This window comes from Pseudomonas sp. NCIMB 10586 (assembly GCF_023127895.1).
In the GTDB taxonomy this organism is placed as follows: domain Bacteria; phylum Pseudomonadota; class Gammaproteobacteria; order Pseudomonadales; family Pseudomonadaceae; genus Aquipseudomonas; species Aquipseudomonas synxantha_A.
Map to the genome: position 1 here is coordinate 611470 of NZ_SPKQ01000042.1, position 25015 is coordinate 636484.

Here is a 25015-nt window from a genome sequence, read left to right on the forward strand (position 1 = left end):
ACCGACATGCTCGATTCCAAACTGTTACGTAGCAACCTTCAGGACGTAGCGGACCGCCTGGCATCCCGTGGCTTTGCCTTGGATGTTGCGCGCATCGAAGCGCTGGAAGAACAGCGCAAGACCGTCCAGACCCGCACCGAAGCACTGCAGGCTGAGCGTAATGCGCGTTCCAAGTCCATTGGCCAGGCCAAACAGCGCGGCGAAGACATCGTACCGCTGATGGCGGATGTCGAGCGTATGGGCACTGAGCTGTCCAACGTCAAAACCGAGCTGGAAGGCATCCAGACCGAGCTGGACTCGATCCTGCTGGGCATTCCGAACCTGCCCCACGAATCCGTGCCGGTAGGCGAAGACGAAGACGGCAACGTTGAAGTACGCCGCTGGGGCACGCCCAAAACCTTCGATTTCGAGATCAAGGACCATGTGGCCCTGGGCGAATTGACCGGTGGCCTGGATTTCGAGACCGCGGCAAAAATGTCCGGTGCCCGTTTCGCTTTGCTGCGTGGCCCGATCGCCCGTATGCACCGTGCGCTGGCGCAGTTCATGATCAACCTGCACACCGGTGAGCATGGCTACGAAGAAGCCTACACCCCGTACCTGGTCCAGGCGCCGGCGCTGATGGGTACCAGCCAGTTGCCGAAATTCGAGGAAGACCTGTTCAAGATCACTCGCGACGGCGAAGCCGATCTGTACCTGATCCCGACCGCCGAGGTGTCGCTGACCAATATCGTCGCCGGCGAAATCCTCGATGCCAAGCAACTGCCATTGAAGCTGGTTGCCCACAGCCCGTGCTTTCGCAGTGAAGCCGGCGCATCGGGTCGCGATACGCGCGGCATGATCCGCCAACACCAGTTCGACAAGGTCGAGATGGTGCAGGTGGTCGAGCCGTCGACTTCCATGGAAGCCCTGGAAGGCCTGACCGCCAATGCCGAACGCGTTCTGCAACTGTTGGAGCTGCCGTACCGCGTACTGGCGCTGTGCACCGGCGACATGGGCTTCAGCGCTGTGAAGACCTACGATTTGGAAGTGTGGGTACCGAGCCAGGACAAGTACCGCGAAATTTCGTCGTGCTCCAACTGCGGTGATTTCCAGGCCCGTCGTATGCAGGCGCGTTTCCGCAACCCGGAAACCGGCAAGCCGGAGTTGGTGCACACCCTTAACGGTTCGGGCCTGGCCGTAGGCCGTACCTTGGTGGCCGTGCTGGAAAACTACCAGCAGGCTGACGGTTCGATCCGTGTACCTGAGGTGCTCAAGCCGTACATGGGCGGCGTTGAGGTCATCGCCTAAATGGAATTTCTGCCGCTGTTTCATAACCTGCGCGGCAGTCGAGTGTTGGTCGTCGGTGGCGGGGAGATTGCCTTGCGCAAATCCCGGCTGCTGGCCGACGCCGGTGCGTTGCTGCGGGTGGTTGCTCCCCAGATCGAAGACCAGTTGTGTGAACTGGTACTGGGCAGTGGCGGGGAACTGATTTTGCGCGGTTATCAGGAGGCCGACCTGGAGGGTTGCACCCTGATCATCGCGGCAACGGACGACGAGCCGCTGAACGCGCAAGTGTCCAGTGAGGCCAAGCGCCGTTGCGTGCCGGTCAATGTTGTAGATGCGCCGGCCTTGTGCAGCGTGATCTTCCCGGCGATTGTCGACCGTTCGCCGTTGGTAATTGCGGTGTCCAGCGGCGGCGACGCGCCGGTGCTGGCGCGCTTGATCCGCGCCAAGCTGGAAACCTGGATTCCGTCCACCTACGGCCAATTGGCCGGTTTGGCCGCGCGTTTTCGCGCCCAGGTCAAAGGTTTGTACCCGGATGTGCAGCAGCGCCGGGCGTTCTGGGAAGAGGTGTTCCAGGGGCCGATTGCCGACCGTCAACTGGCCGGGCAGGGCGATGAAGCTGAGCGCCTGTTGATCGAAAAGGTCAATGGCGCGCCACCTTATGCACCCGGCGAGGTGTACCTGGTGGGTGCAGGCCCGGGTGACCCGGACTTGCTCACCTTTCGTGCCTTGCGCCTGATGCAGCAGGCCGACGTGGTGCTGTACGACCGTCTGGTGGCGCCGGCGATCCTGGAACTGTGCCGTCGTGATGCCGAGCGAGTTTACGTCGGCAAGCGGCGTGCTGACCACGCTGTGCCTCAGGATAAGATCAACCAGCAACTGGTCGACCTGGCCAAGCAGGGCAAGCGCGTGCTGCGCCTCAAGGGCGGTGATCCGTTCATTTTTGGGCGCGGTGGCGAAGAAATCGAGGAATTGGCGGCCCATGGCATCCCGTTCCAGGTGGTGCCAGGGATCACGGCGGCCAGTGGTTGTGCCGCGTATGCCGGGATTCCGCTGACGCACCGTGACTATGCGCAATCGGTGCGCTTCATCACCGGGCACCTGAAGAACAATACGTCGGATCTGCCCTGGCAGGACCTTGTCGGGCCGTCGCAGACCCTGGTGTTCTACATGGGCTTGATCGGCTTGCCGATCATTTGTGAGCAGTTGATCAAGCACGGGCGCTCGGCGGACACACCGGCGGCTTTGATCCAGCAGGGCACCACTTCCAACCAGCGTGTGTTTACCGGCACCCTGGCGGACTTGCCGCGCATGGTGGCGGAGCATGAAGTACATGCGCCGACGCTGGTGATCGTGGGTGAGGTGGTGGTGTTGCGCGAGAAGCTCAAATGGTTCGAAGGGGCTCAGTCTCAGGTCTGAGCCTTAAAAGCATCGGGAGCAAGCCCCCTCCCACATTTTGGTTTGTGAACACAGTCAAAATGTGGGAGGGGGCTTGCTCCCGATGAGGCCATCAAATACAACCGATAATCCAGATCAGCTAAAGACACCTTTACCTGAAAGTCGCGCCCGATCATGGCTGTTGTCAAACTCTTGCAACGGCCCCTTCGGCACAATCCCCGTCGGGTTGATCGTGCGATGGCTGGCATAGTAATGCCCCTTGATATGGGCAAAGTCCACCGTCTCGGCCACGTCCGGCCACTGATACATCTCCCTTAGCCAATTCGACAAATTCGCATAATCGGCAATCCGCCGCAGGTTGCACTTGAAGTGGCTGTAATACACCGCGTCAAAGCGAATCAACGTGGTAAACAGCCGCACATCCGCCTCTGTCAGGTACTCACCGGCCAGATAACGATGCTGGCCCAGGTGTTGTTCCAAATGATCCAGCTCGGCAAACACATCATCAAACGCACGTTCATACGCCTGTTGTGACGTGGCAAAACCTGCGCGGTATACGCCGTTGTTCACGGCCGGATAGATACGTTCGTTCAGGGCGTCGATGGTCGGACGCAGCGTGTCGGGATAAAAATCCAGGGTATTGCCGGTCAGCCCGTTGAACGCGTTATTAAACATGCGGATGATTTCCGCCGATTCATTGCTGACGATGCGCTTGAGTTTTTTGTCCCACAGCACCGGCACGGTGACGCGCCCGGTGTAGTCGGTCGTATCGGCGGTGTAGCGCTGGTGCATGAAGGCCAGATCGTCCAGTTTGTCACCGCTGGAGCCGTGGGCCTTGTCGAAGGTCCAGCCGTTTTCCAGCATCAACCAGCTGACCACTGACACGTCGATCAGGCTTTCCAGGCCTTTGAGCTTGCGCAGGATCAAGGTGCGGTGCGCCCAGGGGCAGGCCAGGGATACATAGAGGTGATAGCGGCCAGCCTCAGCCTTGAAGCCACCTTCGCCACTCGGGCCGGGCGCGCCATCGGCGGTCACCCAGTTGCGGCGTTGTGCCTGTTCCCGTTGGAAAGCGCCATCTGCGCTACTTTCATACCACTGGTCTTTCCACTGTCCTTCAATCAGCAAACCCATGACTGGCTCCTTGGCTGTTAAACGTTGGAGTCCAGTCTAAAGGGATGAGTTCGAACTAAAAGCGCAAAGACCGGGGGTGAATGATCGACTAAATCGATTTATCCCGTGCATCCCAGTATTGCTGGGCCAGTTCGAAGGCCTGTTGCCGCGGGTGGCCGAGACCGCGCAACGCCAGGGCCATGGTGGCGATCAGCGCCAGTTGCGGGTAGCTGTCCTCGACTTCGCCACGCCACAACGCTTTCAACTGTTCAGGCTCAAGCGTCGCCGGTTTGACGTGACGCTGGGCGGAGAGCGCGGGCCACTCTTCGTCCCAACTCTGGCCGCCGGTGGTGCCATACAGGTGACTGAGGGTGTCGGGGTTGATTTCGATCTCGCCGCCGTCGCCCTTGACCACGATCACATTGTCCCCGAGCAGGCCGCTGGCATCGCGGTGTACGCCCTGGTAGCCCGGGTGGAAGATGCTTTGCAGGCCGCAGCGCGCATTCAGCGGGTTAAGCAGCCGCGCCAGGGAATGAATGGGCGAGCGCAGGCCGAGGGTGTTGCGCAGGTCGATCATGCGTTGCAATTGCGGCGCCCAGTCGCCCAGCGGGATAAAGGCCAGGTTGCCCTGCTCGAAGGCGCTTCCCACCTGCTGCCAATTGCGGCACAGCGGGATCTGCAGCGTCTGCAGCAGTTGCTCGGTGTACAGCCGGCCCGCCGTGTGGGCACCGCCGCCGTGCATCAGAATGCGCACACCGTTTTGCGCCAGGCACTTGGCCGCCAACAGAAACCACGGCAGATGGCGCTTTTTGCCGGCGTAAGTCGGCCAGTCGATATCCACGTTCAACGCCGGTGCATCCAGGCGTTCACGTACCGCTTCGGTGAAACCGGCGAGTTCTTCCGGGCTCTCTTCTTTGTGACGCAGCAGCATCAAAAAGGCGCCGAGCTGGGTGTCCTCGACCTTTTCGTCGAGCAACATGCCCATGGCTTGCCGCGCTTCTTCGCGGGTGAGGTTGCGCGCGCCGCGCTTGCCTTTGCCGAGGATGCGCACGAACTGGGCAAAAGGGTGCTCTTCGGGCGTGTTGAGGGTCAAGGGGGCGAAGTCGGTCATAAGCAATTCGTCGGCCTGGGCAGGCCCGCCAGCTTGGCGGCGAGTTTGGCGGGAGTGCCGTTGAACAGTTTGTTTAGATGCAGGCTGTTGCCCTTTTCCGGGCCCAGTTTCAAGGCGGTGTACTTGATCAGCGGGCGTGTGGCAGGGGACAGCTGGAATTCGGTATAGAACTGGCGCAGCAGCTTGAGGATTTCCCAGTGATCCGCAGTCAGCTCCAGGGCTTCGGCAGCGGCCAGGGCGTGCGCCACCTCATCGGACCAGTCATTGAGGTCGACGAGGTAACCGTCCTTGTCCAGTTCGAGGCTGCGTGTGCCGACGGTCAGGGTGTTCATAGCCAGGTGTTGACCTTGTCGTAGTCGATCGACAGTTGCACGAAACCTGGATAATCCACGCTGTCAGCCCAGTCGGGAAGCGGCAGGTTGCGCGCCTGCATGTCTTCGGCCAGTACAAAGACCTTCACACCTTTGCTTTGCAGGGCGGGCGTGTGTAGCGCGTAGGCACCGTCGCCACACAGCAGGATTGCGTCCTGAGCGCCGCAGATGCGCAGGCAGCTGTCGAGGCGGCTGTCGGTAAAGGGAGAGTGAGACACCACATGTAGAGTCGACATCAGAGGGTAATCACCTGGTCGTAACGATCAATCAGCTCGCAAATGGCTTGGCTGTGCAGCGTCTGCGCATTGGCGGGCGGCAGCAACCCGCGTGCGGACAGGCTGTGGCCGCAGGCGAACACGTCATCAATGCCGAACAGGCCCAATGCCTGCAGGTTGGCGCTCAGGTCTTTTTGTTGCACGGCCTTGGCGGCCTGATGCGGCGCCAGCTGGAACACACCGTCATCCAGAAACAGCAGACCAATGGGCAGATCAAACGCGCCACCAGCCAGCACGATATCCAGTGCTTCCCGCGCACTTGGCCCGGACCACGGCGCCTGTCGGCTGATCACCAATAAGGATTTGGACATCTCACGGCCCTCCAAAACAGATCAGGCGGTCGGCATCCTGGATCGCGTCATGCAATTGCCCAAGGCCCGATAACGCCCATGGCGCCTGCAGATTGACCGCGCTGCGTTGATAGCGTGCGGCCTCCTCGGCGTTCAGCACACCACGGCGCAAGGCGGCGGCGATGCACACCACGCCGTCGAGCTGGTGCTGGCTGACAAACTCGCGCCATTGGCGCGCAATGTCTGGCTCGTCCTGGGGCGCTACGATGTTATTGGACGCGCTGTACACGCCATCCTGATAAAAAAACAGCCGCACAATCTCATGCCCGCCCGCTAGCGCTGCCTGTGCGAACAGCAGGGCGCGGCGCGAGGAGGGCGCGTGGGCGGCGCTATACAGTGCAATCGCGAACTTCATGGGAGACTCTGCCAACAAACGTCGGCCAATGATAAAGCCGCCGCGGCGAAAAAGCCCGCCGTGATCAAAACGGTCACTGTCGCTGATCGTTCTGACGATTGCCGGCAGGCACAAGGCTGCCTAGTCTGTGGGGATTCGCAACCCGGATGGAGTCCGTATGTCAGGTCCCTTGGCGTCCCTTAAAGTGCTGGATTTTTCCACCTTGCTGCCTGGCCCGTTTGCCTCGTTGATGCTGGCGGACATGGGCGCCCAGGTGCTGCGTATCGAATCGCCCACGCGCATGGACCTGTTGCGGGTGTTGCCGCCCCATGACCGCGGTACCTCGGCGAGCCACGCGTATTTGAACCGCAACAAGCGCAGCCTGGCCCTGGACCTCAAGCAGGCCGAGGCGGTGGAGATCGTGCGTGAGCTGGTCAAGGGCCATGACATCCTGCTCGAACAGTTTCGCCCTGGGGTCATGGAGCGCCTGGGGCTGGGTTATGAGACGCTGAAGGCGATCAATCCCGGGTTGATTTATGTGTCGATTACCGGCTACGGCCAGACCGGCCCTTACAAGGACCGCGCCGGGCACGATATCAATTACCTGGCGTTGGCCGGTGTGGCCAGTCACACCGGGCGGCGGGACAGCGGGCCGTTGCCGCTGGGCGTGCAACTGGCGGACGTGGCAGGTGGTTCGTTGCATGCGGTGGTGGGCTTGCTGGCGGCGGTGATTGCCAGGCAGCAGAGCGGAGTGGGGCAATACCTGGATGTGAGCATGACCGATTGTTCGTTCAGCCTGAACGCCATGGCTGGCGCCGGCTATTTGGCCTGCGGGGTGGAGCCGGAGTGGGAAAGTCATGTGCTCAATGGAGGGAGTTTTTACGATTACTATCGCACTCGCGATGGGCGCTGGATGTCGGTGGGCAGCTTGGAGCCGGCCTTTATGCAGCAATTGTGCGAGGCGCTCGGAAGGCCGGAGCTGGCGGCCCACAGCGTGAAGCCTGAACAGCAGGGGGCCCTGAAGCAGGCATTGCAGGTGGAATTCGAGAAGCGCAGTTTTGAGGAACTGTGCGAGTTGTTCGCCGGGGTGGATGCGTGTGTTGAGCCGGTGTTGAGCCTGGCGGAGGCTGTTGAGCATCCGCAGTTGAAGGCTCGGGCATTGGTCAGCGAGGTGCCCCGGGGGGATGGCTCGACACAAGCGCAATTGGCCTGCCCGCTGAAGTTCTCAGAAGGGTTGCCGGCGCCCAGGCATATTGGGGTGGCGGTGGGGGCGCATAGTGATGAGGTGTTGGTGGAGTTGGGGATCAGTGCTCAGCGGATAGATGAATTGCGTCAGGCCAAGGTTGTAGGTTGACTGAGCCGACGCTTTCGCAGGCAAGCCAGCTCCCACATTTTGATTGCGTTCACAGATCCAGATGTGGGAGCTGGCTTGCCTGCGAAGAGGCCCTCATTCCACCCGAGTTTCCCCGGTGAACACCAGAGTCTGCCGACACCGCCGACACAAATACCGCCGCCCCTGGTTCACCAGGCCATGGCGCTGCGGCGAGAACGGGAAGTCACTGTCCGCGCACGGGCAGCGGTAGATATAACGGGTCACCTGGCGGCGCTTGACCTCATAGGTATGGCAGCGGTCCGGCGGCAGTTCGTAAACCCCGCGCATGATCAACTGCCATTCCTCGCCATGGGGCTGTATACGCTCGCCAAACAACTGGTGGGCAATCAGGTGCGCCACTTCGTGGGCCACGGTTTGCTTGAGAAAATGCTGGCTGTTTTCACGGTACAACTGAGGGTTGAAGCGCAGCAGGTTCTCGTGCAAATGCGCGACACCGGCTTTCTGGCCCCGCAGCTTGAGGCTGACCTGGGGGCGTTTGAAGCTTCGTTTGAAAAAGGATTCGGCTTGCAGGAAACAATCTTCGACGCGGGTATTGAGTTGCTCGGGCATGCTGTACAAATCTCCAGAGACGCCCAGTATGCCGCAAAGCAGGGTGTTTCCGAATCTGTCAGGCGCCGAATGGTCATGCATAACGCACAAAGCCACCTTGCGGTGGCCTTGCCTGCGGGTTGAGTTGCCTAGTTGGTGTAGATGGGCCCTACGCCCAGGCCCCACACAATCACGGTAAACGCCATGATCGCCACCAGTACCACCAGGCCCACGGCCAATACCGAACTGGAAAACAGGAAGCCTTCGTCCGGGTCGATACTCATGAAGGTCGGCAGCCCCACGTACAGCAGGTACACCGTGTAGCAAATGGCCGCCGTGCCGACCACCATGCCCAGCCACATATGCGGGTAGAGTGCCGCCAGCCCACCGACAAACAGTGGCGTTGCGGTATAGGTGGCGAAGGCCACGCAGCGTGCCATGCTGGGGCTGGCGTCGTAGGTGCGGGCCATCCAGTGAATGAACGCGCCCATCACCGCCACGCCGCCAAGCATGGCCGCGTACGACATGAGCGTCATCCACAGTGCGCTTTCCTGGGTCAACATCACCGGCGCCCGGTTGCCTATGACCCAGCCAACCTGGGTGGTGCCGATAAAGGCGGACACGGCGGGGATCGCCGCGAGAATCAGGGTGTGAGTGAGGTACATGTGGCCGATACTTTCTTCTTTATCGCCACGGATTTCCCGCCATTCCTGGTCGGGATGGGTAAAAAGCCCCACGACGTGATGGATCATGCCAGTCACTCCTGTCGTTATTACCATCGCCCCCCATCGGAGCGCCCACCGGCCAGATGGCCTGAAAGGTCTGGATATGTGTGCGACCTCAAGTCGCAGTATAGGAAGTGATGACCGGAATAACTGTAGGGCCTTTAGAGCAAATTGCGCTGTAAACAGGGCGCTTAATCGCGGTGGGGTCTGTCAAATGTGGGAGCAAGCCCCTTCCCACATTGGAACTCGGCCGCTCATATCGGTAAAATGCTGCGCTTTTCGTCACACACCTTCAGCGGATCCAAGCGCCATGGGCACTCTTACGGTCAACCAGAACAAACTGCAAAAACGCCTGCGTCGCCTGGCCGGTGAAGCGGTCGCCGATTTCAACATGATCGAGGACGGCGACAAGGTCATGGTCTGCCTCTCTGGTGGCAAAGACAGCTACACCATGCTCGACGTATTGCTGCACCTGCAAAAGGTCGCGCCGATCAAGTTCGAGATCGTGGCGGTGAACATGGACCAGAAGCAACCCGGCTTCCCCGAGCACGTATTGCCGGCCTACCTCAAGGAATTGGGCGTTGAATACCACATCGTCGAGAAAGACACCTACTCGGTGGTCAAGGAGCTGATCCCGGAAGGCAAGACCACCTGCTCGCTGTGCTCGCGCCTGCGCCGTGGCACGCTCTACACCTTTGCCGACGAGATCGGCGCGACCAAGATGGCCCTGGGTCATCACCGCGATGACATCGTCGAGACCTTCTTCCTGAATATGTTCTTCAATGGCTCGCTCAAGGCCATGCCGCCCAAGCTGCGCGCCGATGACGGGCGCAATGTGGTAATCCGCCCGCTGGCGTATTGCAACGAGAAGGACATCCAAGCGTACTCCGACTTCAAGCAATTCCCGATCATCCCCTGCAACCTGTGCGGCTCCCAGGAAAACCTGCAGCGCCAGGTGGTCAAGGAAATGCTGCTGGACTGGGAGCGCAAGACCCCCGGGCGTACCGAGAGCATCTTCCGCAGCCTGCAAAATGTGATCCCGTCTCAACTGGCTGATCGCAACCTGTTCGATTTCACCAGCTTGAAAATCGATGAGACGGCTGCTTCGCGTTTCGTCAATGTAGTGAACCTCTAAGCCTCGTCGAGGCTCTAGTAAACGGCGCTTGCGGGCGCCGTTTTCAATTCAACTGCCAGGAGAGGGCATGCGCGATTACAAGTGGCTGCAAGAATATTGTCTGAACCGCTTCGGTTCGGCGGCCGAGCTGGAAGCCCACCTGCCTGTGCCCAAGACCCCGGCGCAATTGCGCAAGATCACCGATGACCGTTACCTGTCGACCCTGGCGCTGCGGGTCTTCCGTGCGGGCTTGAAGCACAGTGTGGTCGACGCGAAATGGCCGGCGTTTGAACAGGTGTTTTTCGGCTTCGATCCGGAAAAAGTCGTGCTGATGGGCGCCGAGCACTTGGAACGCCTGATGCAGGACACCCGCATCATCCGCCACCTGGGCAAGCTCAAGAGTGTGCCGCGCAATGCGCAGATGATCCTGGATATCGAGCAGGAAAAGGGCAGCTTCGGTGCGTTTGTCGCCGATTGGCCGGTCACCGATATCGTCGGGCTATGGAAATACCTGAGCAAGCATGGCCACCAACTGGGCGGGCTGTCGGCACCGCGTTTCCTGCGCATGGTGGGCAAGGATACGTTTGTGCCGAGCTATGACGTGGTGGCGGCGTTGAATGCGCAGAAGATCGTCGACAAGGCGCCGACCAGCCTGCGGGATTTGGCCACAGTACAGGGCGCCTTCAACCAGTGGCATGCCGAGAGTGGGCGGCCGATGTGCCAGTTGTCGATGATGTTGGCGTACACCGTCAACCATTGAGACCCAGGTGATGCCTTCGCGAGCAAGCCAGCCCGCACATTTTGACCGCGCCGCCTATCAACATGTGGGAGCTGGCTTGCCTGCGATAGCGGACTTCAGGCCGATACAGGTTCTGCAGCCAACCGCCGATTCAACTGATGCCGCCAACGCACATACAACAGCGCCGTGCAAAACACCGCCAGGCTCGCCAGCATCTCCAACACCCCGAACCACTGGCGGTTCGGGTCGTACGCCGCCAGCGCGCCCTTGATGAAATACAGATTCACCACAAAGCACATCCACGAATGCCCGCGCGCACTGCCGATCATCATCCCTGGCGCCAGTACCAGCAGCGGCACCAGTTCGATCAGCAGGATCACCCATGGGCGCGCCCCATGCAGGTCGGCGATGAACAGGTAGTACACGCACAACAAGCCCACCAGGGCAAAAAACGCCAGCAGGCTCAGTGCGCGTGCAATGTTTACCCGCGGTTCCAGCCACGCCTGGGGCGGCAGGATTTTAGGTTTGCGGGCCACGGCCGTGCTCCAGCAGCGTGGCGGTCTTGGCCAGGCGCAGGCCCAGGGCCCGGCACAGGGTGATTTCATGTTGATCGAGCATCCGCTTGCCGTCAGGCCCGGAATGGTGGCTGGCGCCGTATGGCGTGCCGCCGCCCTGGGTATCAAGCAGTGCCTGTTCGCTGTAAGGCAGGCCGGTGATCAACATGCCGTGGTGCAGCAGCGGCAGCAACATCGACATCAGCGTGGTTTCCTGGCCGCCATGCAGGCTGGCGGTAGAGGTGAACACGCCGGCGGGCTTGCCGACCAGGGCACCGGTGAGCCACAGGTTGCTGGTGCCGTCGAGGAAGTACTTGAGCGGTGCAGCCATGTTGCCAAAGCGTGTCGGGCTGCCCAGGGCCAGGCCTGAACAGTGCTTCAGATCATCCAGGCTGGCATACAGCGCGCCTTCCTCGGGAATGCTCGGCGCCACCGCTTCGCACTCGGTGGAAATCGCCGGCACGGTGCGCAGACGTGCTTCCATGCCGCCTTGCTCGATCCCCCGGGCAATCTGCCGGGCCATTTCGCTTACCGAGCCGTTGCGGCTGTAATACAGCACCAGCACATAGGGCGTGGTCACGGCAGAATCTCCAATACGTTCTCGGGTGGGCGGCCAATGATGGCTTTGTCGGCAGTTGCCAGGATCGGGCGTTCCATCAGCTTGGGGTGCCCGGCGATAGCGGCGATCAATTGCGCTTCGCTCAAGTTGGCATCGGCCAGGTTGAGGGTTTTGTATTCCTCTTCGCCGGTGCGCAGCAGTTGGCGCGCGCTGAACCCCAGCTTTTTGAGCAAGGCCTGGATTTGCGCGGCGTCCAGCGGGGTTTCCAGGTAGCGCACCACGGTCGGGTTGAGGCCGCGAGCTTCAAGCAGTTCGAGCGCACCGCGGGATTTCGAGCAGCGCGGGTTGTGATAAAGCGTCAGATCGGTCATGTGCGGGTCGCATCTTGCGTAAGGTGGCGGGTATTCTACCTGCGCTGGCGCCTGTCCTTAAACCGTAAGAGGCGATAGGTCGCAGCCAACGTTCATTTTTGCGAAGGAATACCCCATGACAAGGCGACTGATCGGTGCATTGGCGATCATCACAACCCTGCTGCTCAGCGGCTGCGGTAACGATTACGGCGTTGACCAATATGGCCAGAAAGTGGCGGCCGAACGCCTGGACAAACAGTGGCTGGTGGTCAATTACTGGGCCGAATGGTGTGGCCCATGCCGCACGGAAATCCCCGAGCTCAATGCCTTGGCCGAGCAACTGAAAGGGCAGGGTGTGGAAGTATTCGGGGTTAACTTCGACAACGTGCAGGGTGAGGAACTGAAGGCCGCCAGCGACAAGCTGGGGATCAAGTTCACGGTCCTGGCCCAGAACCCGGACGGGATCTTCGAGATTCCACGCAGCGAGGCGTTGCCGGTGACCTACATCATCGACGACAAGGGCAAGGTGCGTGAGCAGTTGATGGGTGAGCAGACTGCAGAAGGGGTGCTGGCCAAGCTCAAGGCCCTGCGCGGTTAAAGCAACACCTCAGAGAAAGTGTGGGAGGGGGCTTGCTCCCGATAGCGGTGTAACAGTCAATTGATGTATTGACTGACACACTGCTATCGGGAGCAAGCCCCCTCCCACATTGAGATCCCATCAATCCAAAGACTGGGGATATCAGCCTTCTTCAAGCCACAAACGAATCGGCTTGCCCTCGGCCGGCCAGAACCGCGTCTGTTCGATCGGCGAGATGTCCCAGCGCTGCACGCCTTGCAAGGCCTGGAAGAAGCGGTGCTCCTGCTCCATCAACGCCTCGGCGCACATTTTGCGGGTGCTGCCGATAGGTCCGAAGCTGAGCTTGTCACCCTCGACGGTATACGGTGCAAACCAGTGATTGCAGCCGCCGTTGCCGTAGGCGCGGCCATCAGCGCCAAGGGTGACGGTCAGGTGCGCGTAGTCCATCAGCGGGCGCTCACCGATCCACTCCACCATGTAGCTGTGGTCGCGTTCGAGCTTCGGGCCGTCGGCAGCACAACCCGTCAGAGCCGCGCCGATTGCGGCGAGCAGCAGCGGGCCCTTCATTGTGCGGCCTGCTGGCATTTCGGGCAGCGGTGCTTGTCGCCTTCACTGGCCCAGCCGAGTTCTTTGATGCGTGCGTTGGCGGCCGGTTGCAGCGGCTCTTTGGTCAGCTTGGTTTCCACCGAAAATTCAAACTCCAGCACGACGTCGCAGCTGTCGCAGTTGACCTTCCAGGTGTGAATTTCCAGTTCGCCGAACTTCGGCCCCTGGGCCATGGCGACCCATTGGCCCGCCGGGCGTATGGAGTAGCGTGCGTCACCTTCGACGGTCAGGCGCATCGACAGGGTTTTACTGCCGCGCAGGGTGACGATCAGCACGTCACCGTGCTTGATCGAACCACCGTTGCCGGTGACCTGGTAACGGCCCGGCACAAGGGCGCGGCATTCGATCAGGGTGTGTTGCGGGCTCAGCAAGCTGAAGCGGAAATCGTGTTCGGCCATGGATCCTCCAAATAGGCGCGGCATCCTATCACGGGTGCCGGCCCATCATGAGCCTGGTATGTGACCGCTGATCAACCCTCGACCAGGTTCTGTGGCCGACCATCGGCCCACGCCACAATGTTGGCCAGCGTCGTACCGGCGATCGCCGCCTGGGCTTCACGAGTGAGAAATGCCTGGTGCGCAGTGATGATCACGTTGGGGAAGGTCAGCAGACGCGCGAGTACGTCGTCTTGCAGGGGCAGGTCCGAGCGGTCCTCGAAAAACAGCTGGGCTTCTTCTTCATAAACGTCCAGCCCCAGGTAGCCCAATTGGCCCTCCTTGAGGGCTTCGATCAGCGCGGGCGTATCGACCAAGCCACCGCGGCCGGTGTTGATCAGCATTGCACCGGGCTGCATGTGCGCCAGGGAACGGGCGTTGATCAGGTGTTTGCTGTCGGCAGTCAACGGGCAGTGCAGGCTGATGATCTGCGCCTCGGCCAGCAAGTCGGGCAGGCTGACGTAGCGAGCGCCCAGGGCCTGGACGTGTGGGTTGGGGAAGGGGTCATAAGCCAGTAATTGGCAGCCGAAGCCGGCCATGATCTTGGCGAAGGTCGCGCCGATCTGCCCGGTGCCAACCACGCCGACGGTTTTGCCGACCAGATCGAAACCGGTGAGCCCATGCAGGCTGAAGTCGCCATCACGGGTACGGTTATAGGCACGGTGCAGGCGGCGGTTGAGAGCCAGGATCAGCGCCACGGCGTGTTCGGCCACGGCGTGGGGCGAATAGGCGGGCACGCGCACGATGCTCAGGCCCAGGCGTTTGGCGGCGACCAAGTCAACATGGTTGTAGCCGGCCGAACGCAGGGCAATCAGGCGTGTACCGCCCTTGGCCAGTTGCTCCAGCACCGGGGCGCTGAGGTCGTCATTGATAAAGGCGCAGACCACCTCATGGTGTTCGGCCAGGGCTACGGTGTCGAGGTTGAGGCGGGCGGGTTGGAATTGCAGCTCCAGGGCCGAGGGGAGCGGTTCACCGAGAAAACTGTCACGGTCGTAGGTCTGGCTGCTGAAAAGAATGACGCGCATCAAGAAGGCTCCCTGCAATTTACACGATGGAAATGCTGACTAAATGTGGGAGGGGGCTTGCTCCCACATTTTGATTGGTGTTGTCCATAAAATTGCGTCAGGCGCTGACTCTGGCTTCACTGGCCAGCCGCGCAATCGCCATGTCCAGTTCATCCAGCGCGGCCATGGCCTTAGCATCGTCCTGCTTGAGCAGGGTTTCAGCGCGTTGGCACGCCGCGCGCAGTTGCGGCACGCCACAGTAGCGCGTGGCGCCGTGCAAACGGTGCACGCGTTCGATCAGGGCGTGATTGTCATTGGCTTCGCGGGCGACGGTAATCGCCAGGCGGTCGGCTTCCAGGGAGGCCAGCAGCATGGCGAGCATGTCGGCGGCGAGGTCGGCCTTGTTGGCGGCCAGGCGCAGGCCCTCCTCGTGGTCGAGCACCAGCAGTTGCACACCTTGAGCCGGGCCGTCGTTGACGCGTTCCGGGCCCTGGTTACGCAGGGCCAGGCCGGTCCACTTCAACACCACCTGGGCCAGTTGCCGCTCGCTGATGGGCTTGGTCAGGTAGTCGTCCATGCCGCTCTGCAGCAGGGCGCGTTTTTCATTGGCCATGGCGTGTGCCGTGAGGGCCACCACCGGCAGCGGCGTGCCGTGGCGCTCGCTTTCCCACTGGCGGATCGCCTCAGTGCTTTGGCGGCCGTCCATGCCGGGCATTTGTACATCCATCAATACCAGATCGAAGGTTTCCTGCTTCACCGCATCAATGGCCGCGTAACCGCTCTCCACCGCCTGCACCTTGGCGCCCATGTCTTCCAGCAGGGTTTGTACCAGCAACAGGTTCGCCGGGTTGTCGTCCACGCACAGCACACGCGGCGCACGGCTGGACAGCGGCTCACCCGGCTCGCTGCGTGAAGGGCGGGGGCTGATCAGGTCGGCCAGGGAGCGGCGCAGCTTGCGTGTACAGGCCGGCTTGGCCTGCAATTGGCTGTTGGGGTTGGGTACCGATTGGTTGAACAGCATCTGTTCGGTGGTCGGGCACAGCACCAGCACTTTGCAACCCAGGTGTTCAAGGTCCCACAAGTGCTGGTTGAGACGCTCGGGCGGAATGTCATTGGCCGTCACGCCGAGCACCGCCAGGCTGATGGCCTGCTCGGTCTGGTGCGCACTGGTGATGCCGTTGGTCAGGCTTTCCAGGGTATTGAAGGGTGTGACTTCCAGGCCGCAGTCTTCCAGTTGGTGTTGCAGGGCCTGGCGCGCCAGCTCGTGGTTTTCCAGTACGGCCACGCGGCGACCCAGCAGCGGCGGGGCGGGCAGGTCTTCGACGTCGTCGCGGGTCTTGGGCAGGTTCAGGCTGATCCAGAATTCCGAGCCTTCACCCGGCGTGCTGTCGACGCCGATTTCACCGCCCATCTGCTCGATCAAACGCTTGGAAATCACCAGGCCCAGGCCGGTGCCGCCAGGTTGGCGCGACAGCGAGTTGTCGGCCTGGCTGAACGCCTGGAACAGCGCGCGCACATCCTGGTTGGACAGGCCTATGCCGGTGTCTTGCACGCTGATGCGCAATTGCACGCTGTCCTCCTGTTCGTCCTCGACCATCGCCCGGGCGACGATGGTGCCTTCGCGGGTGAACTTGATCGCGTTGCTGATCAGGTTGGTCAGGATCTGCTTGAGCCGCAGCGGGTCGCCCACCAACGCCAGCGGCGTATCGCGGTACACCAGGCTCACCAGTTCAAGCTGCTTGGCATGGGCGGCGGGGGCGAGGATGGTCAGGGTGTCTTGCAGCAAGTCCCGCAGGTTGAACGGCACGCTGTCGAGCACCAGCTTGCCGGCCTCGATCTTCGAGAAATCGAGGATTTCGTTGATGATACCCAGCAGGTTATCGGCGGATTTTTCAATAGTGCCCAGGTAATCCAGCTGGCGCGGCGACAGCTCGCTTTTTTGCAGCAGATGAGTAAAACCGAGGATGCCGTTGAGCGGCGTGCGGATCTCATGGCTCATATTGGCCAGGAACTCGGACTTGATGCGACTGGCCTCCAGGGCCTCCTTGCGCGCCAGGTCCAGCTCGATGTTCTGGATCTCGATGGTCTCCAGGTTCTGGCGTACGTCCTCGGTGGCCTGGTCGATGCTGTGTTGCAGTTCTTCCTGGGCGTTTTGCAGGGTTTCGGCCATGCGGTTGATGCCCGATGCGAGCTGGTCCAGTTCCTGGCTGCCCAGGGGCGGCAGGCGTGTTTCCAGGTTGCCGTCCTTGAGCTGGGCCACGGCTTGCTTGATCTGGCCAATCGGCGAATTGATGGTGCGGCTGATCCGCAGGGCGAGCGCTGCGGTGAACATCAGGCCGATGGCGATCAACAACAGGCTGGCGAACAGGCTGCGGTAGCCGCGCAGCAACATGCCATTGTGGGACAGCTCCACTTCGACCCAGCCCAGCAGGCGGTCTGCCTCATCCGGGATCACGTCGCCGGCGAGGTTGCGATGACGGCCGAATACCGGCAGCAGATAGCGGGTGGCATCGTTGCCGGTGCGCTGCAACAGGCGCGAACTGTTGCCGGTGGGTGGTGGGTTGAGCATGGTCGGGCCGGCGTGGGCCAGGGACGAACGGTCTGGCGCCAGGAACGACACTGCGCGCACGTCCGGTTGCTCCAGGGACTGGGTGGCGATGCGCTCCAGCAGCTCGGCGTTCTTGTGGCCCAGGGCCGGCGCTACCAATGGCGCCAATTGCTCGGCAATCATTTCGCCGCGCTGCAGCAACTGGCTCTGCAACTCCGAAAGTTGCATCCAGGTGAAATAGCCTCCCAACAACAGAGCCATCAGGCTGGTCGGTAATAAGGTCTGCAACAGTACGCGGCCTTTTATCCCCATTCTTCTAAGCACGCCACTCTCCTGCTACCACGTTGTTATCCATTATCCACACAGGCATCCGGCCCGCGCCACCTGCGCAGTGTAGCCATTTGCACGGCCTGGAATCTTGCAAATTAATGACATGCGGCAATCTTCGGGCCATTCGGCGCCGGGTGGCGATTGCCTGTGAACGTTTAATCTTGAATAATCAGTGATTGAGAATGACTTGCAGACGCTAATGACTCCCGCAGCAGTTGGCCTACCCACAATCCTGACCATCGAAGATGACCCTGTGCTGGGTGCCTACGTGCATGAGCAACTTGGCCGCAGTGGTTTTCAGGTGACGTGGTGCCGCAACGGCCAGCAGGGCCTGCAAATGGCTTGCGAGCAGGCGTTCGACCTGGTGTTGATGGACATCCTGCTGCCGGGGCTCGACGGCTTGTCGATCCTCACCCATTTGCGCAAGAGCCATGCCATGCCGGTGATCCTGATGTCGGCCCTGGGCGCTGAAGCCGATCGCATCAGCGGTTTTCGCCTGGGGGCGGACGACTACCTGCCCAAACCGTTCAGCATGGTAGAGCTGCGTGTGCGCATTGAAGCCATCCTGCGCCGCGTGGCCCTGGATCGCCGACCCGAGCCGCCGCGCCCGGTGATGCGTGAGGATGCCCGGGTGTTGCAGTTTGACGATGAGCGCTGTGATGTGGCCTGCCAGCAACACTGGGCCGGGTTGACGCGCAGCGAATACCGGCTGCTGGAAACCCTGCAGCGCAATGTTGAAGAAGTGCTCAGCAAAGCCTTCCTGTATCAACACGTGCTGCAGCGCGGTTATGCACCCCATGACCGCAGCCTCGACATGCACGTCAGTCAGATTCGCCGCAAACTCAAGGCCATCGGCTACGCCGAGCGTGAAGTGCGTACAGTGTGGGGCAAGGGCTATGTGCTGAGCGGTCATGATGAAGGGCTTTGAGCGGCTGCCTGGCAAACACTCATTGTTCTGGAAGCTGGCCTGCCTGTTGATCGCCTTCTGTTTGCTGATGATTTGGCTCAGTTGGTCGTGGGGCCGCTACATGGAGCAGCAGAGTGCTTACCTGTCCGACAAGTCGCGGGAGATCCTCAGCGGTTACGCTGCAGGTGCCGAACTGGCGTGGAGTACACAAGGCCGCGCCGGCGTGGATGCCTGGTTGCAACTGATGGCCAAGCGTGAAACCACCTGGGTGGGTGTGATCGGCAACGATTTGCAATCCCTGGGCAGCACGCCGCTCAGCGACAAGGAAAGCCAGCGCCTGACCTTCTTGCGCGGGCTGGATTGGCCGGTCAGCCGACATGTCATCGGATTGCCGTGGATGAAGGTGCCGTTTCCGGTTGATCCTGGGATGGGGTCGCTGGTGATCGAGTTGCCGCAGCGCTTTATGCCGGGGCGTTATCAACTGTTCTGGCGGGTGGTGACCAATGGCGTCATCCCGGGCCTGTTTACCTTGTTGCTGTGCATCGGCCTCTATCGGCTGCTGATCATGCCCCTCAATCAATTGCGCGAGCAGGCCAATGCCTGGCGTGCGGATCAATTGAATACGCGGATGTCCCGGGATGCGACCAGTCGACAGGATGAGCTCGGGGAGCTGGGGCGCGCCTTTGACCATATGTCTGAACGCTTGCAGGGTACGGTGCGCTTGCAACAGCAGTTGCTGCGCGACATGTCCCATGAATTGCGCACGCCTTTGAGTCGCCTGCGGGTGGCTTGCGACAGCGAGCAAGACCCGGCCAGGCTGCGTGAGCGCCTGGGTCGGGAAATCGACGCCATGCAGCGCCTGGTGGAAGACAGCCTGCAACTGGCCTGGCTCGACAGTGAAACAGCGCCGCTGCCCCAGGAAGACATTCAGCTCCAGGCGCTGTGGGACATGTTGCGGGAAAACGCCTGTTTCGAAAGCCACTGGCCGGCGTCGCGCTTGCCGTGCTTATTACCGCCGGACAGTTGGGTGCGCGGCAACCTGAATGCACTGGCCCAGGCTCTGGAGAATATCCTGCGCAACGCCATACGCCACTCGCCAGCCGAGGGTACCGTGCTACTCGACGGCTGCCGCGAAGGAGACTATTGGCATATCTGGCTACAGGACCAGGGCGGCGGTATTGATGAGCAGGATTTGGAAACTATCTTCGCGCCCTTTACCCGGTTGGACGGCTCGCGGCCCGGCGATGGCGGGTTCGGCCTGGGCTTGAGCATTGCCCGCAACGCCGTGCAGCGTCAGGGCGGGCGCTTATGGGCGCAGAACTGCGGTCCGGGTTTGCGCGTGCATATACGCTTGCCGGCCCGTTAACCGTCAACGGCGACGCAGCTTGCGTTTCTTCCACTGGTGCGCGACCCACCAGCGCCAGTAGGCCATGGTCAAGCAATAAGCCAGCGCCCCCAGCACCAGCCCCAATACCACCGAACCCAGCAGAAACGGTTGCCAGAGCGTGCTCAACTGGCCGCTGATCCATTCCCATGTCAAATCGTCAGGTAGGCTGCGTGGCGGCACATTCATCAGCCAGGCGCCGGTCAGGTAGGTACAGACGAATACCACCGGCATGGTGACCGGATTGGTCAGCCACACCAGGCTGACCGCTATCGGCATATTGCCGCGCACGGTGATCGCCAGGATCGCCGCAAGCAGCATCTGCAACGGAATCGGTATAAACGCCGCGAATAAACCCACCGCCATGGCGCGAGCCACCGAATGCCGGTTCAGGTGCCAGAGGTTCGGATCATGCAGCAGGGTGCCAAGAAACTGTAATGACTTGTGTTCCCTGATGCTGCTGGGATCGGGCATGTACCGTTTGAATAAGCGCCGGGGCATAAGGGGTCCAGGTCAATTTGAAGGGCAAGTATGCCCGGATTCTATAAACAGAAAATTCAGACTTTGTGACAAAACATCATAGGCGCTCTCGGTCAGCCGGCTAAGACTGAATGGATCACTGGAAAAGGATGATTCATGAAAACAGGGATGTTCGCGCTGGCGCTGGGGTTGCTGGTATTGCGCTGGTTACCCGCATTGCCGTCTGGCGCCGGGTTGCTGGCTATGCTGATACTGGCCTTGATGCTGCTGCCTTTTCGTACCTATCCTGTGGCGTTTTTTCTGGTCGGCCTGAGTTGGGCCTGCATCAGCGCACAGTGGGCGCTGGATGATCGATTGCAACCGGCGCTGGACGGGCAGACGCGCTGGGTACAAGGGCGTGTCATCGGCTTGCCGCAGCAGACCGGCACGGGCGTGCGATTCGAGTTGGCCGACAGTCGGGCGCGCAATGCACGGCTGCCCAAACGTATTCGGGTGTCCTGGCACGGCGGGCCGACCGTAAACAGCGGCGAGTACTGGCGTCTGGCACTGACGCTCAAGCGGCCCGCCGGCCTGCTCAATTTTCATGGCTTTGACCACGAAGCCTGGCTGCTGGCCCAGCGTATCGGCGCCAGCGCGACGGTGAAGGATGGTGAGCGCCTGGCGCCGGCGCGCAATGCCTGGCGCGATGCCGTTCGCCAGCGCCTGATGGCCGTGGAAGCGCACGGCCGCGAGGCGGGCCTGGCGGCGTTGGTGCTGGGCGACGGTTCCGGGCTTGCACCTGAGGATTGGCAGGTGTTGCAGAACACCGGCACGGTGCATCTGCTGGTGATTTCCGGACAGCACATTGGTTTGTTGGCGGGGTTGATCTACGGCTTGATCTCTATGTTGGCGCGCTATGGCTGCTGGCCGCGAGGCTGGCCATGGCTGCCATGGGCGTGCGGCTTGGCGTTTGCCGGGGCGTTGGGCTATGGCCTGCTGGCAGGGTTCGGCGTGCCGGTGCAGCGGGCTTGTGTGATGGTGGGCCTGGTGCTGCTGTGGCGTTTGCGTTTTCGCCATTTGGGGGTGTGGTGGCCGTTGTTGCTCGCATTGAATGGCGTGTTGCTCATCGAGCCCTTGGCCAGTCTACAGCCGGGGTTCTGGTTGTCGTTTGCGGCGGTCGCGGTGTTGGTGTGGGCATTCAGCGGGCGCCTGGGGCCGTGGAGCGTCTGGCAAATCTGGACCCGTCCACAGTGGTTGATCGCAATTGGCTTGTTTCCGGTCCTGCTGGTGTTGGGGTTGCCCATCAGCCTCAGTGCCCCCGTGGCCAATCTGGTCGCCGTGCCCTGGATCAGCCTGGTAGTACTGCCTTTGGCGCTGCTGGGCACGGCGCTGCTGTGGGTGCCGTTGGTCGGCGAGGGCGTGTTGTGGCTGGCCGGTGGCGCACTGGACGGATTGTTCAAGGGCCTGGCGCTGCTCGCTGCACAACTGCCGGCCTGGGTACCGGCTGAGGTACCTTTGAGGTATTGGCTGGTGAGCCTGGCGGGCGCAGTGATTGTGTTGTTGCCCAAGGGGCTGCCATTCCGAGTGCTGGGTTGGCCCATGCTGTTGGTGGCAGTGTTTCCACCCAGGGATGGGGTGCCCCATGGCCAGGTGGAGGTGTTGCAACTGGATGTCGGCCAGGGCCAGGCACTGATCCTGCGTACCCGCCATCACACCTTGCTCTACGATGCCGGGCCGCGCTCGGGGCCTGCCGATCTGGGCGCGCGCGTGGTCTTGCCGTCGTTGCAGAAGCTCGGGGTAGGGCAGTTGGACATGATGCTGCTCAGTCATGCCGATGCCGATCATGCCGGCGGTGCCGCGGCGGTGGCCCGTGGCCTGCCCATCAAGCGTGTGGTAGGCGGTGAAACCGAAGGGCTGCCAGCGTTTCTTGCTACGCAACCCTGCAGGAGCGGTGAACATTGGGAGTGGGACGGCGTGGCATTCGAACTGTGGCAATGGCCTGGTGCTATCGAGGGCAATCCGAAATCCTGTGTATTGCAGGTCCAGGCCAACGGTGAACGCTTGCTGCTCACCGGTGATATCGATCGCGCCGCCGAGCAAGCATTTCTGGCCTCGCCGCTGGCGGTTCCGACCGACTGGCTGCAAGCCCCGCACCATGGCAGCCGCAGTTCTTCGTCCTGGCCTTTCCTGCAGCGGCTGGCGCCAACCGCGGTGCTGATTTCCCGGGGGCGCGGCAACGCGTTCGGCCATCCGCATCCGCAGGTGCTGGAGCGCTATCAGGCGCTGGGTAGCCGGGTATATGACAGTGCCGAGCAAGGCGCTGTACGGCTGCGCCTGGGGGCATTCACGCCACCAACGGTTGCGCGCAGTCAACGTCGTTTCTGGCGCGAACCGTTACCGTAACCCAGCGTTACCAAAGACTCAGGGGCGCGACAGGCGGGCCTGTTGCCGACGAACCCCGCTGCCGAACCTATATGGTAAAGTGGCGCACTTTTTCGAGGGGACATTCACTGTGTGGGAATTGGTCAAATCCGGCGGCTGGATGATGTTGCCGATCATTCTGAGCTCCATCGCCGCACTCGGCATCGTCGCCGAACGCCTGTGGACCCTGCGCGCCAGTCGCGTAACCCCTGAACACCTGCTGGGGCAGGTCTGGGGCTGGATCAAGAACAAACAGCTCGACAAGCAAAAACTCAAGGAGCTGCGCGCCAATTCGCCGCTGGGTGAAATCCTCGCTGCCGGCCTGGCCAACTCCAAGCATGGTCGCGAGATCATGAAAGAGTGCATCGAAGAAGCGGCTGCCCGGGTTATCCATGAACTGGAGCGCTACATCAATGCCCTCGGCACCATTGCCGCCATGGCACCGCTGCTCGGTTTGCTCGGCACGGTACTGGGCATGATCGATATCTTCAGCTCGTTCATGGGCTCGGGCATGACCACCAACGCGGCAGTATTGGCCGGGGGGATTTCCAAGGCATTGATCACCACCGCCGCCGGCCTGATGGTGGGGATTCCTTCGGTGTTCTTCCACCGCTTCCTGCAGCGTCGCATCGACGAACTGGTGGTTGGCATGGAACAGGAGGCCATCAAGCTGGTGGAAGTGGTGCAGGGCGATCGTGACGTAGATCTGGTCGAGGGCAAAGCGTGAAATTTCGCCGCAAGCAACGGGAAAATGTCGATATCAACCTCGCGTCATTGATCGACGTGGTGTTCATCCTGCTGCTGTTCTTTGTCGTGACCACCACCTTCACCCGGGAAACCCAGCTGCGTGTCGACTTGCCGGAGGCGGTGAGCGGTTCACCTGCCGAAGACCAGCAGGTCAAGCAACTGGATATTGCCATCAGCGCAGACGGCGTATTTTCAGTGAATAACCAATTGCTGCAGAAAAACGATCTCGCCAGCCTGATGGAGGCCTTGCAGAAAGAGTCCGGTGGCGACACCCGGCTACCGCTGTCGATCAGTGCTGATGGCAAGACCCAGCACCAAGCGGTGATCACCGCCATGGACGCGGCCGGCAAGCTCGGCTTCAGCCATTTGCGCATGACCACCGTCGAGGCGGCGAGCCCGCCCTGATGGCCATTTCCGATCGTTTGCTCAAGGCCTGGTACGAGGGCCATCCGGCATTGGTGCTGTTGCGGCCGCTGGAGTCACTGTATCGCCGGGTGGTGCAACGCAAGCGTGCGCGCTTCGTGGCAGGTGAGGGCGAGATTTATCAATCGCCGGTGCCGGTGGTGGTGGTCGGCAATATCACCGTGGGAGGCACCGGCAAGACGCCGCTGATCCTGTGGTTGATCGAGCATTGCCGTCGTAGCGGTTTGCGCGTGGGCGTGGTCAGCCGTGGCTACGGTGCCAAGCCGCCGCAGTTGCCGTGGCGGGTCGAGGCCAGCCACAGTGCCGAGGTGGCCGGCGACGAGCCCTTGCTGATCGTGCAGCGCAGCGGCGTAGCGCTGATGATCGACCCCGATCGCAGCCGCGCGGTAAAGGCCCTCTTGGCCAGTGAACCCCTGGACCTGATCCTCTCCGACGACGGCCTGCAGCATTACCGCCTGGCCCGCGATCTCGAACTGGTGCTGATCGACGCTGCCCGTGGCCTCGGCAATCGTCGCTGCCTGCCGGCCGGGCCGTTGCGCGAGCCGGTGGAGCGCCTGCAAAGTGTGGATGCGTTGCTCTATAACGGTGCCGGTTCGGACCGTAAGGATGGTTTTGCCTTCCGACTGCAGCCCACCGCGCTGGTCAACCTGCACAGCGGCGAGCGCCAGCCCGTCACGCACTTTGCGCCGGCCCAACAGGTGCATGCGGTCGCCGGTATCGGCAATCCGCAACGTTTCTTCAATACCCTTGAAACGCTACACTGGCAGCCGCTGCCCCATGCTTTTGCCGATCACGCGCCCTACAGCGCCGAGGTCTTGAATTTTACCCCGTCATTGCCGCTGGTCATGACCGAAAAGGACGCGGTGAAGTGCCGCGCCTTTGCCCAGCCCGACTGGTGGTACCTTGCGGTGGATGCGGTGCCGTCGCCGGCGTTTGTCGCCTGGTTCGACACGCAGCTGATGCGTCTGCTGCCCAACCGTCTATTGCCTTAACGCTTCTTT

General features: G+C 61.5%; 28 protein-coding genes. 12 read left to right on the forward strand and 16 right to left on the reverse strand.

Annotated features, from left to right (window positions below):
• Positions 1 to 6 precede the first annotated feature (6 nt).
• Together serS and cysG are read left to right on the forward strand one after the other, a co-directional pair.
• Positions 7 to 1287, forward strand: coding sequence for a serine--tRNA ligase (gene serS, locus E4P01_RS18085; RefSeq protein ID WP_216091705.1), 1281 nt, complete (start codon positions 7 to 9; stop codon positions 1285 to 1287).
• Positions 1288 to 2682, forward strand: coding sequence for a siroheme synthase CysG (gene cysG, locus E4P01_RS18090; RefSeq protein ID WP_216091704.1), 1395 nt, complete (start codon positions 1288 to 1290; stop codon positions 2680 to 2682).
• A 114-nt stretch (positions 2683 to 2796) separates the two neighbouring features.
• Here cysG and E4P01_RS18095 read toward each other — a convergent pair whose 3' ends face one another.
• The 6 genes from E4P01_RS18095 to tusD all read right to left on the reverse strand — a co-directional run bounded on the left by E4P01_RS18095 (position 2797) and on the right by tusD (position 6233).
• Complete coding sequence (locus E4P01_RS18095; RefSeq protein WP_078821661.1) at positions 2797 to 3792, reverse strand: glutathione S-transferase family protein; 996 nt, start codon at positions 3790 to 3792, stop codon at positions 2797 to 2799.
• 88 nt (positions 3793 to 3880) lie between these two features.
• A complete protein-coding gene (locus tag E4P01_RS18100) occupies positions 3881 to 4882 on the reverse strand; it encodes a glycosyl transferase family protein (RefSeq protein ID WP_078821660.1) in 1002 nt (333 codons plus the stop codon).
• Entirely contained in the window at positions 4879 to 5214 is a 336-nt protein-coding gene (locus E4P01_RS18105; RefSeq protein WP_032880630.1) for a TusE/DsrC/DsvC family sulfur relay protein, read from the reverse strand. The genes E4P01_RS18100 and E4P01_RS18105 overlap by 4 nt, the downstream gene beginning before the upstream one ends.
• Positions 5211 to 5489 carry a sulfurtransferase complex subunit TusB gene (gene tusB / locus E4P01_RS18110; RefSeq protein WP_005789074.1) on the reverse strand — a complete coding sequence of 93 codons (279 nt, stop codon included), beginning with the start codon at positions 5487 to 5489 and terminating at the stop codon, positions 5211 to 5213. Before tusB ends, E4P01_RS18105 begins: the two co-directional genes overlap by 4 nt.
• Complete coding sequence (gene tusC, locus E4P01_RS18115) at positions 5489 to 5839, reverse strand: sulfurtransferase complex subunit TusC (RefSeq protein WP_032880631.1); 351 nt, start codon at positions 5837 to 5839, stop codon at positions 5489 to 5491. Before tusC ends, tusB begins: the two co-directional genes overlap by 1 nt.
• A gap of 1 nt (position 5840) precedes the next feature.
• Positions 5841 to 6233, reverse strand: a complete 393-nt coding sequence (tusD, locus tag E4P01_RS18120; protein WP_005789072.1) for a sulfurtransferase complex subunit TusD — start codon at positions 6231 to 6233, stop codon at positions 5841 to 5843.
• Positions 6234 to 6390: 157 nt separating this feature from the next.
• Between tusD and E4P01_RS18125 the strand changes: the two genes are divergently transcribed.
• The gene (locus E4P01_RS18125; protein ID WP_216091703.1) at positions 6391 to 7566 is read left to right on the forward strand and encodes a CaiB/BaiF CoA-transferase family protein; all 1176 of its coding nucleotides are present in this window, start codon (positions 6391 to 6393) and stop codon (positions 7564 to 7566) included.
• Positions 7567 to 7659: 93 nt separating this feature from the next.
• Here the strand turns inward: E4P01_RS18125 and E4P01_RS18130 are convergent, their stop codons facing one another.
• Both E4P01_RS18130 and E4P01_RS18135 read right to left on the reverse strand, forming a co-directional pair.
• On the reverse strand, positions 7660 to 8154 hold the full coding sequence (locus E4P01_RS18130) for a SprT family zinc-dependent metalloprotease (protein ID WP_003192067.1): 495 nt from the start codon (positions 8152 to 8154) through the stop codon (positions 7660 to 7662).
• A 128-nt stretch (positions 8155 to 8282) separates the two neighbouring features.
• A complete protein-coding gene (locus E4P01_RS18135) occupies positions 8283 to 8885 on the reverse strand; it encodes a Yip1 family protein (RefSeq protein ID WP_005789070.1) in 603 nt (200 codons plus the stop codon).
• A gap of 283 nt (positions 8886 to 9168) precedes the next feature.
• Here E4P01_RS18135 and ttcA point away from each other — a divergent pair, with 283 nt between their 5' ends.
• Together ttcA and E4P01_RS18145 are read left to right on the forward strand one after the other, a co-directional pair.
• A complete protein-coding gene (gene ttcA, locus E4P01_RS18140; RefSeq protein ID WP_044274647.1) occupies positions 9169 to 9993 on the forward strand; it encodes a tRNA 2-thiocytidine(32) synthetase TtcA in 825 nt (274 codons plus the stop codon).
• Between the two features lie 67 nt (positions 9994 to 10060).
• Positions 10061 to 10732, forward strand: a complete 672-nt coding sequence (locus E4P01_RS18145) for a DNA-3-methyladenine glycosylase I (RefSeq protein WP_216091702.1) — start codon at positions 10061 to 10063, stop codon at positions 10730 to 10732.
• Between the two features lie 95 nt (positions 10733 to 10827).
• Here E4P01_RS18145 and E4P01_RS18150 read toward each other — a convergent pair whose 3' ends face one another.
• Genes E4P01_RS18150 through arsC form a run of 3 tightly spaced genes read right to left on the reverse strand, consistent with a single transcriptional unit; the run spans position 10828 to position 12195 of the window.
• Positions 10828 to 11247: a DUF2069 domain-containing protein gene (locus E4P01_RS18150; RefSeq protein ID WP_078821656.1), complete on the reverse strand. Its 420-nt coding sequence runs from the start codon at positions 11245 to 11247 to the stop codon at positions 10828 to 10830.
• Positions 11231 to 11845: an NAD(P)H:quinone oxidoreductase gene (gene wrbA / locus E4P01_RS18155; protein WP_216091701.1), complete on the reverse strand. Its 615-nt coding sequence runs from the start codon at positions 11843 to 11845 to the stop codon at positions 11231 to 11233. Before wrbA ends, E4P01_RS18150 begins: the two co-directional genes overlap by 17 nt.
• Positions 11842 to 12195, reverse strand: a complete 354-nt coding sequence (arsC, locus tag E4P01_RS18160) for an arsenate reductase (glutaredoxin) (protein ID WP_216091700.1) — start codon at positions 12193 to 12195, stop codon at positions 11842 to 11844. Before arsC ends, wrbA begins: the two co-directional genes overlap by 4 nt.
• Positions 12196 to 12310: 115 nt before the next feature.
• Here arsC and E4P01_RS18165 point away from each other — a divergent pair, with 115 nt between their 5' ends.
• Complete coding sequence (locus E4P01_RS18165) at positions 12311 to 12772, forward strand: TlpA disulfide reductase family protein (RefSeq protein WP_005789064.1); 462 nt, start codon at positions 12311 to 12313, stop codon at positions 12770 to 12772.
• A 141-nt stretch (positions 12773 to 12913) separates the two neighbouring features.
• Here the strand turns inward: E4P01_RS18165 and E4P01_RS18170 are convergent, their stop codons facing one another.
• From E4P01_RS18170 to E4P01_RS18185, 4 genes are all read right to left on the reverse strand, one after another.
• Entirely contained in the window at positions 12914 to 13318 is a 405-nt protein-coding gene (locus E4P01_RS18170; RefSeq protein WP_216091699.1) for an META domain-containing protein, read from the reverse strand.
• Positions 13315 to 13755 (reverse strand): hypothetical protein, encoded by a 441-nt coding sequence (locus tag E4P01_RS18175; RefSeq protein WP_078821651.1) that lies wholly within the window; start codon positions 13753 to 13755, stop codon positions 13315 to 13317. The genes E4P01_RS18170 and E4P01_RS18175 overlap by 4 nt, the downstream gene beginning before the upstream one ends.
• A gap of 71 nt (positions 13756 to 13826) precedes the next feature.
• A complete protein-coding gene (locus E4P01_RS18180; protein ID WP_216091698.1) occupies positions 13827 to 14816 on the reverse strand; it encodes a 2-hydroxyacid dehydrogenase in 990 nt (329 codons plus the stop codon).
• Positions 14817 to 14913: 97 nt separating this feature from the next.
• Positions 14914 to 17667: a response regulator gene (locus tag E4P01_RS18185; protein WP_216091697.1), complete on the reverse strand. Its 2754-nt coding sequence runs from the start codon at positions 17665 to 17667 to the stop codon at positions 14914 to 14916.
• Positions 17668 to 17872: 205 nt separating this feature from the next.
• On the opposite strand from E4P01_RS18185, the gene E4P01_RS18190 reads away from it, so the two are divergent.
• Together E4P01_RS18190 and E4P01_RS18195 are read left to right on the forward strand one after the other, a co-directional pair.
• A complete protein-coding gene (locus E4P01_RS18190; RefSeq protein ID WP_005789059.1) occupies positions 17873 to 18601 on the forward strand; it encodes a response regulator transcription factor in 729 nt (242 codons plus the stop codon).
• Positions 18588 to 19946, forward strand: a complete 1359-nt coding sequence (locus tag E4P01_RS18195; protein ID WP_078821650.1) for a sensor histidine kinase — start codon at positions 18588 to 18590, stop codon at positions 19944 to 19946. Before E4P01_RS18190 ends, E4P01_RS18195 begins: the two co-directional genes overlap by 14 nt.
• A 3-nt stretch (positions 19947 to 19949) precedes the next feature.
• Here the strand turns inward: E4P01_RS18195 and E4P01_RS18200 are convergent, their stop codons facing one another.
• Entirely contained in the window at positions 19950 to 20465 is a 516-nt protein-coding gene (locus E4P01_RS18200; protein ID WP_005789057.1) for a DUF2062 domain-containing protein, read from the reverse strand.
• A gap of 135 nt (positions 20466 to 20600) precedes the next feature.
• Between E4P01_RS18200 and E4P01_RS18205 the strand changes: the two genes are divergently transcribed.
• From E4P01_RS18205 to lpxK, 4 genes are all read left to right on the forward strand, one after another.
• Positions 20601 to 22826: a DNA internalization-related competence protein ComEC/Rec2 gene (locus E4P01_RS18205; protein ID WP_216091696.1), complete on the forward strand. Its 2226-nt coding sequence runs from the start codon at positions 20601 to 20603 to the stop codon at positions 22824 to 22826.
• A gap of 109 nt (positions 22827 to 22935) precedes the next feature.
• On the forward strand, positions 22936 to 23571 hold the full coding sequence (locus tag E4P01_RS18210; protein ID WP_005789055.1) for a MotA/TolQ/ExbB proton channel family protein: 636 nt from the start codon (positions 22936 to 22938) through the stop codon (positions 23569 to 23571).
• Positions 23568 to 23996 carry a biopolymer transporter ExbD gene (locus E4P01_RS18215; protein WP_216091695.1) on the forward strand — a complete coding sequence of 143 codons (429 nt, stop codon included), beginning with the start codon at positions 23568 to 23570 and terminating at the stop codon, positions 23994 to 23996. The genes E4P01_RS18210 and E4P01_RS18215 overlap by 4 nt, the downstream gene beginning before the upstream one ends.
• A complete protein-coding gene (gene lpxK / locus E4P01_RS18220) occupies positions 23996 to 25006 on the forward strand; it encodes a tetraacyldisaccharide 4'-kinase (protein ID WP_216091694.1) in 1011 nt (336 codons plus the stop codon). Before E4P01_RS18215 ends, lpxK begins: the two co-directional genes overlap by 1 nt.
• Positions 25007 to 25015: the final 9 nt, after the last annotated feature.

Bases quoted from the DNA above. Each gene is read 5' to 3' on its own strand.
- E4P01_RS18095 (WP_078821661.1), bottom strand. From the start codon at position 3,792: ATGGGTTTGCTGATTGAAGGACAGTGGAAAGACCAGTGGTATGAAAGT.
- E4P01_RS18125 (WP_216091703.1), top strand. From the start codon at position 6,391: ATGTCAGGTCCCTTGGCGTCCCTTAAAGTGCTGGATTTTTCCACCTTG.
- E4P01_RS18105 (WP_032880630.1), bottom strand. From the start codon at position 5,214: ATGAACACCCTGACCGTCGGCACACGCAGCCTCGAACTGGACAAGGAC.
- E4P01_RS18170 (WP_216091699.1), bottom strand. From the start codon at position 13,318: ATGAAGGGCCCGCTGCTGCTCGCCGCAATCGGCGCGGCTCTGACGGGT.
- ttcA (WP_044274647.1), top strand. From the start codon at position 9,169: ATGGGCACTCTTACGGTCAACCAGAACAAACTGCAAAAACGCCTGCGT.
- E4P01_RS18205 (WP_216091696.1), top strand. From the start codon at position 20,601: ATGAAAACAGGGATGTTCGCGCTGGCGCTGGGGTTGCTGGTATTGCGC.
- E4P01_RS18180 (WP_216091698.1), bottom strand. From the start codon at position 14,816: ATGCGCGTCATTCTTTTCAGCAGCCAGACCTACGACCGTGACAGTTTT.
- E4P01_RS18135 (WP_005789070.1), bottom strand. From the start codon at position 8,885: ATGATCCATCACGTCGTGGGGCTTTTTACCCATCCCGACCAGGAATGG.
- E4P01_RS18130 (WP_003192067.1), bottom strand. From the start codon at position 8,154: ATGCCCGAGCAACTCAATACCCGCGTCGAAGATTGTTTCCTGCAAGCC.
- serS (WP_216091705.1), top strand. From the start codon at position 7: ATGCTCGATTCCAAACTGTTACGTAGCAACCTTCAGGACGTAGCGGAC.
- E4P01_RS18165 (WP_005789064.1), top strand. From the start codon at position 12,311: ATGACAAGGCGACTGATCGGTGCATTGGCGATCATCACAACCCTGCTG.
- E4P01_RS18100 (WP_078821660.1), bottom strand. From the start codon at position 4,882: ATGACCGACTTCGCCCCCTTGACCCTCAACACGCCCGAAGAGCACCCT.
- E4P01_RS18190 (WP_005789059.1), top strand. From the start codon at position 17,873: ATGACTCCCGCAGCAGTTGGCCTACCCACAATCCTGACCATCGAAGAT.
- E4P01_RS18195 (WP_078821650.1), top strand. From the start codon at position 18,588: ATGAAGGGCTTTGAGCGGCTGCCTGGCAAACACTCATTGTTCTGGAAG.
- tusC (WP_032880631.1), bottom strand. From the start codon at position 5,839: ATGTCCAAATCCTTATTGGTGATCAGCCGACAGGCGCCGTGGTCCGGG.
- tusD (WP_005789072.1), bottom strand. From the start codon at position 6,233: ATGAAGTTCGCGATTGCACTGTATAGCGCCGCCCACGCGCCCTCCTCG.
- cysG (WP_216091704.1), top strand. From the start codon at position 1,288: ATGGAATTTCTGCCGCTGTTTCATAACCTGCGCGGCAGTCGAGTGTTG.
- lpxK (WP_216091694.1), top strand. From the start codon at position 23,996: ATGGCCATTTCCGATCGTTTGCTCAAGGCCTGGTACGAGGGCCATCCG.
- E4P01_RS18145 (WP_216091702.1), top strand. From the start codon at position 10,061: ATGCGCGATTACAAGTGGCTGCAAGAATATTGTCTGAACCGCTTCGGT.
- tusB (WP_005789074.1), bottom strand. From the start codon at position 5,489: ATGTCGACTCTACATGTGGTGTCTCACTCTCCCTTTACCGACAGCCGC.
- E4P01_RS18200 (WP_005789057.1), bottom strand. From the start codon at position 20,465: ATGCCCCGGCGCTTATTCAAACGGTACATGCCCGATCCCAGCAGCATC.
- E4P01_RS18175 (WP_078821651.1), bottom strand. From the start codon at position 13,755: ATGGCCGAACACGATTTCCGCTTCAGCTTGCTGAGCCCGCAACACACC.
- arsC (WP_216091700.1), bottom strand. From the start codon at position 12,195: ATGACCGATCTGACGCTTTATCACAACCCGCGCTGCTCGAAATCCCGC.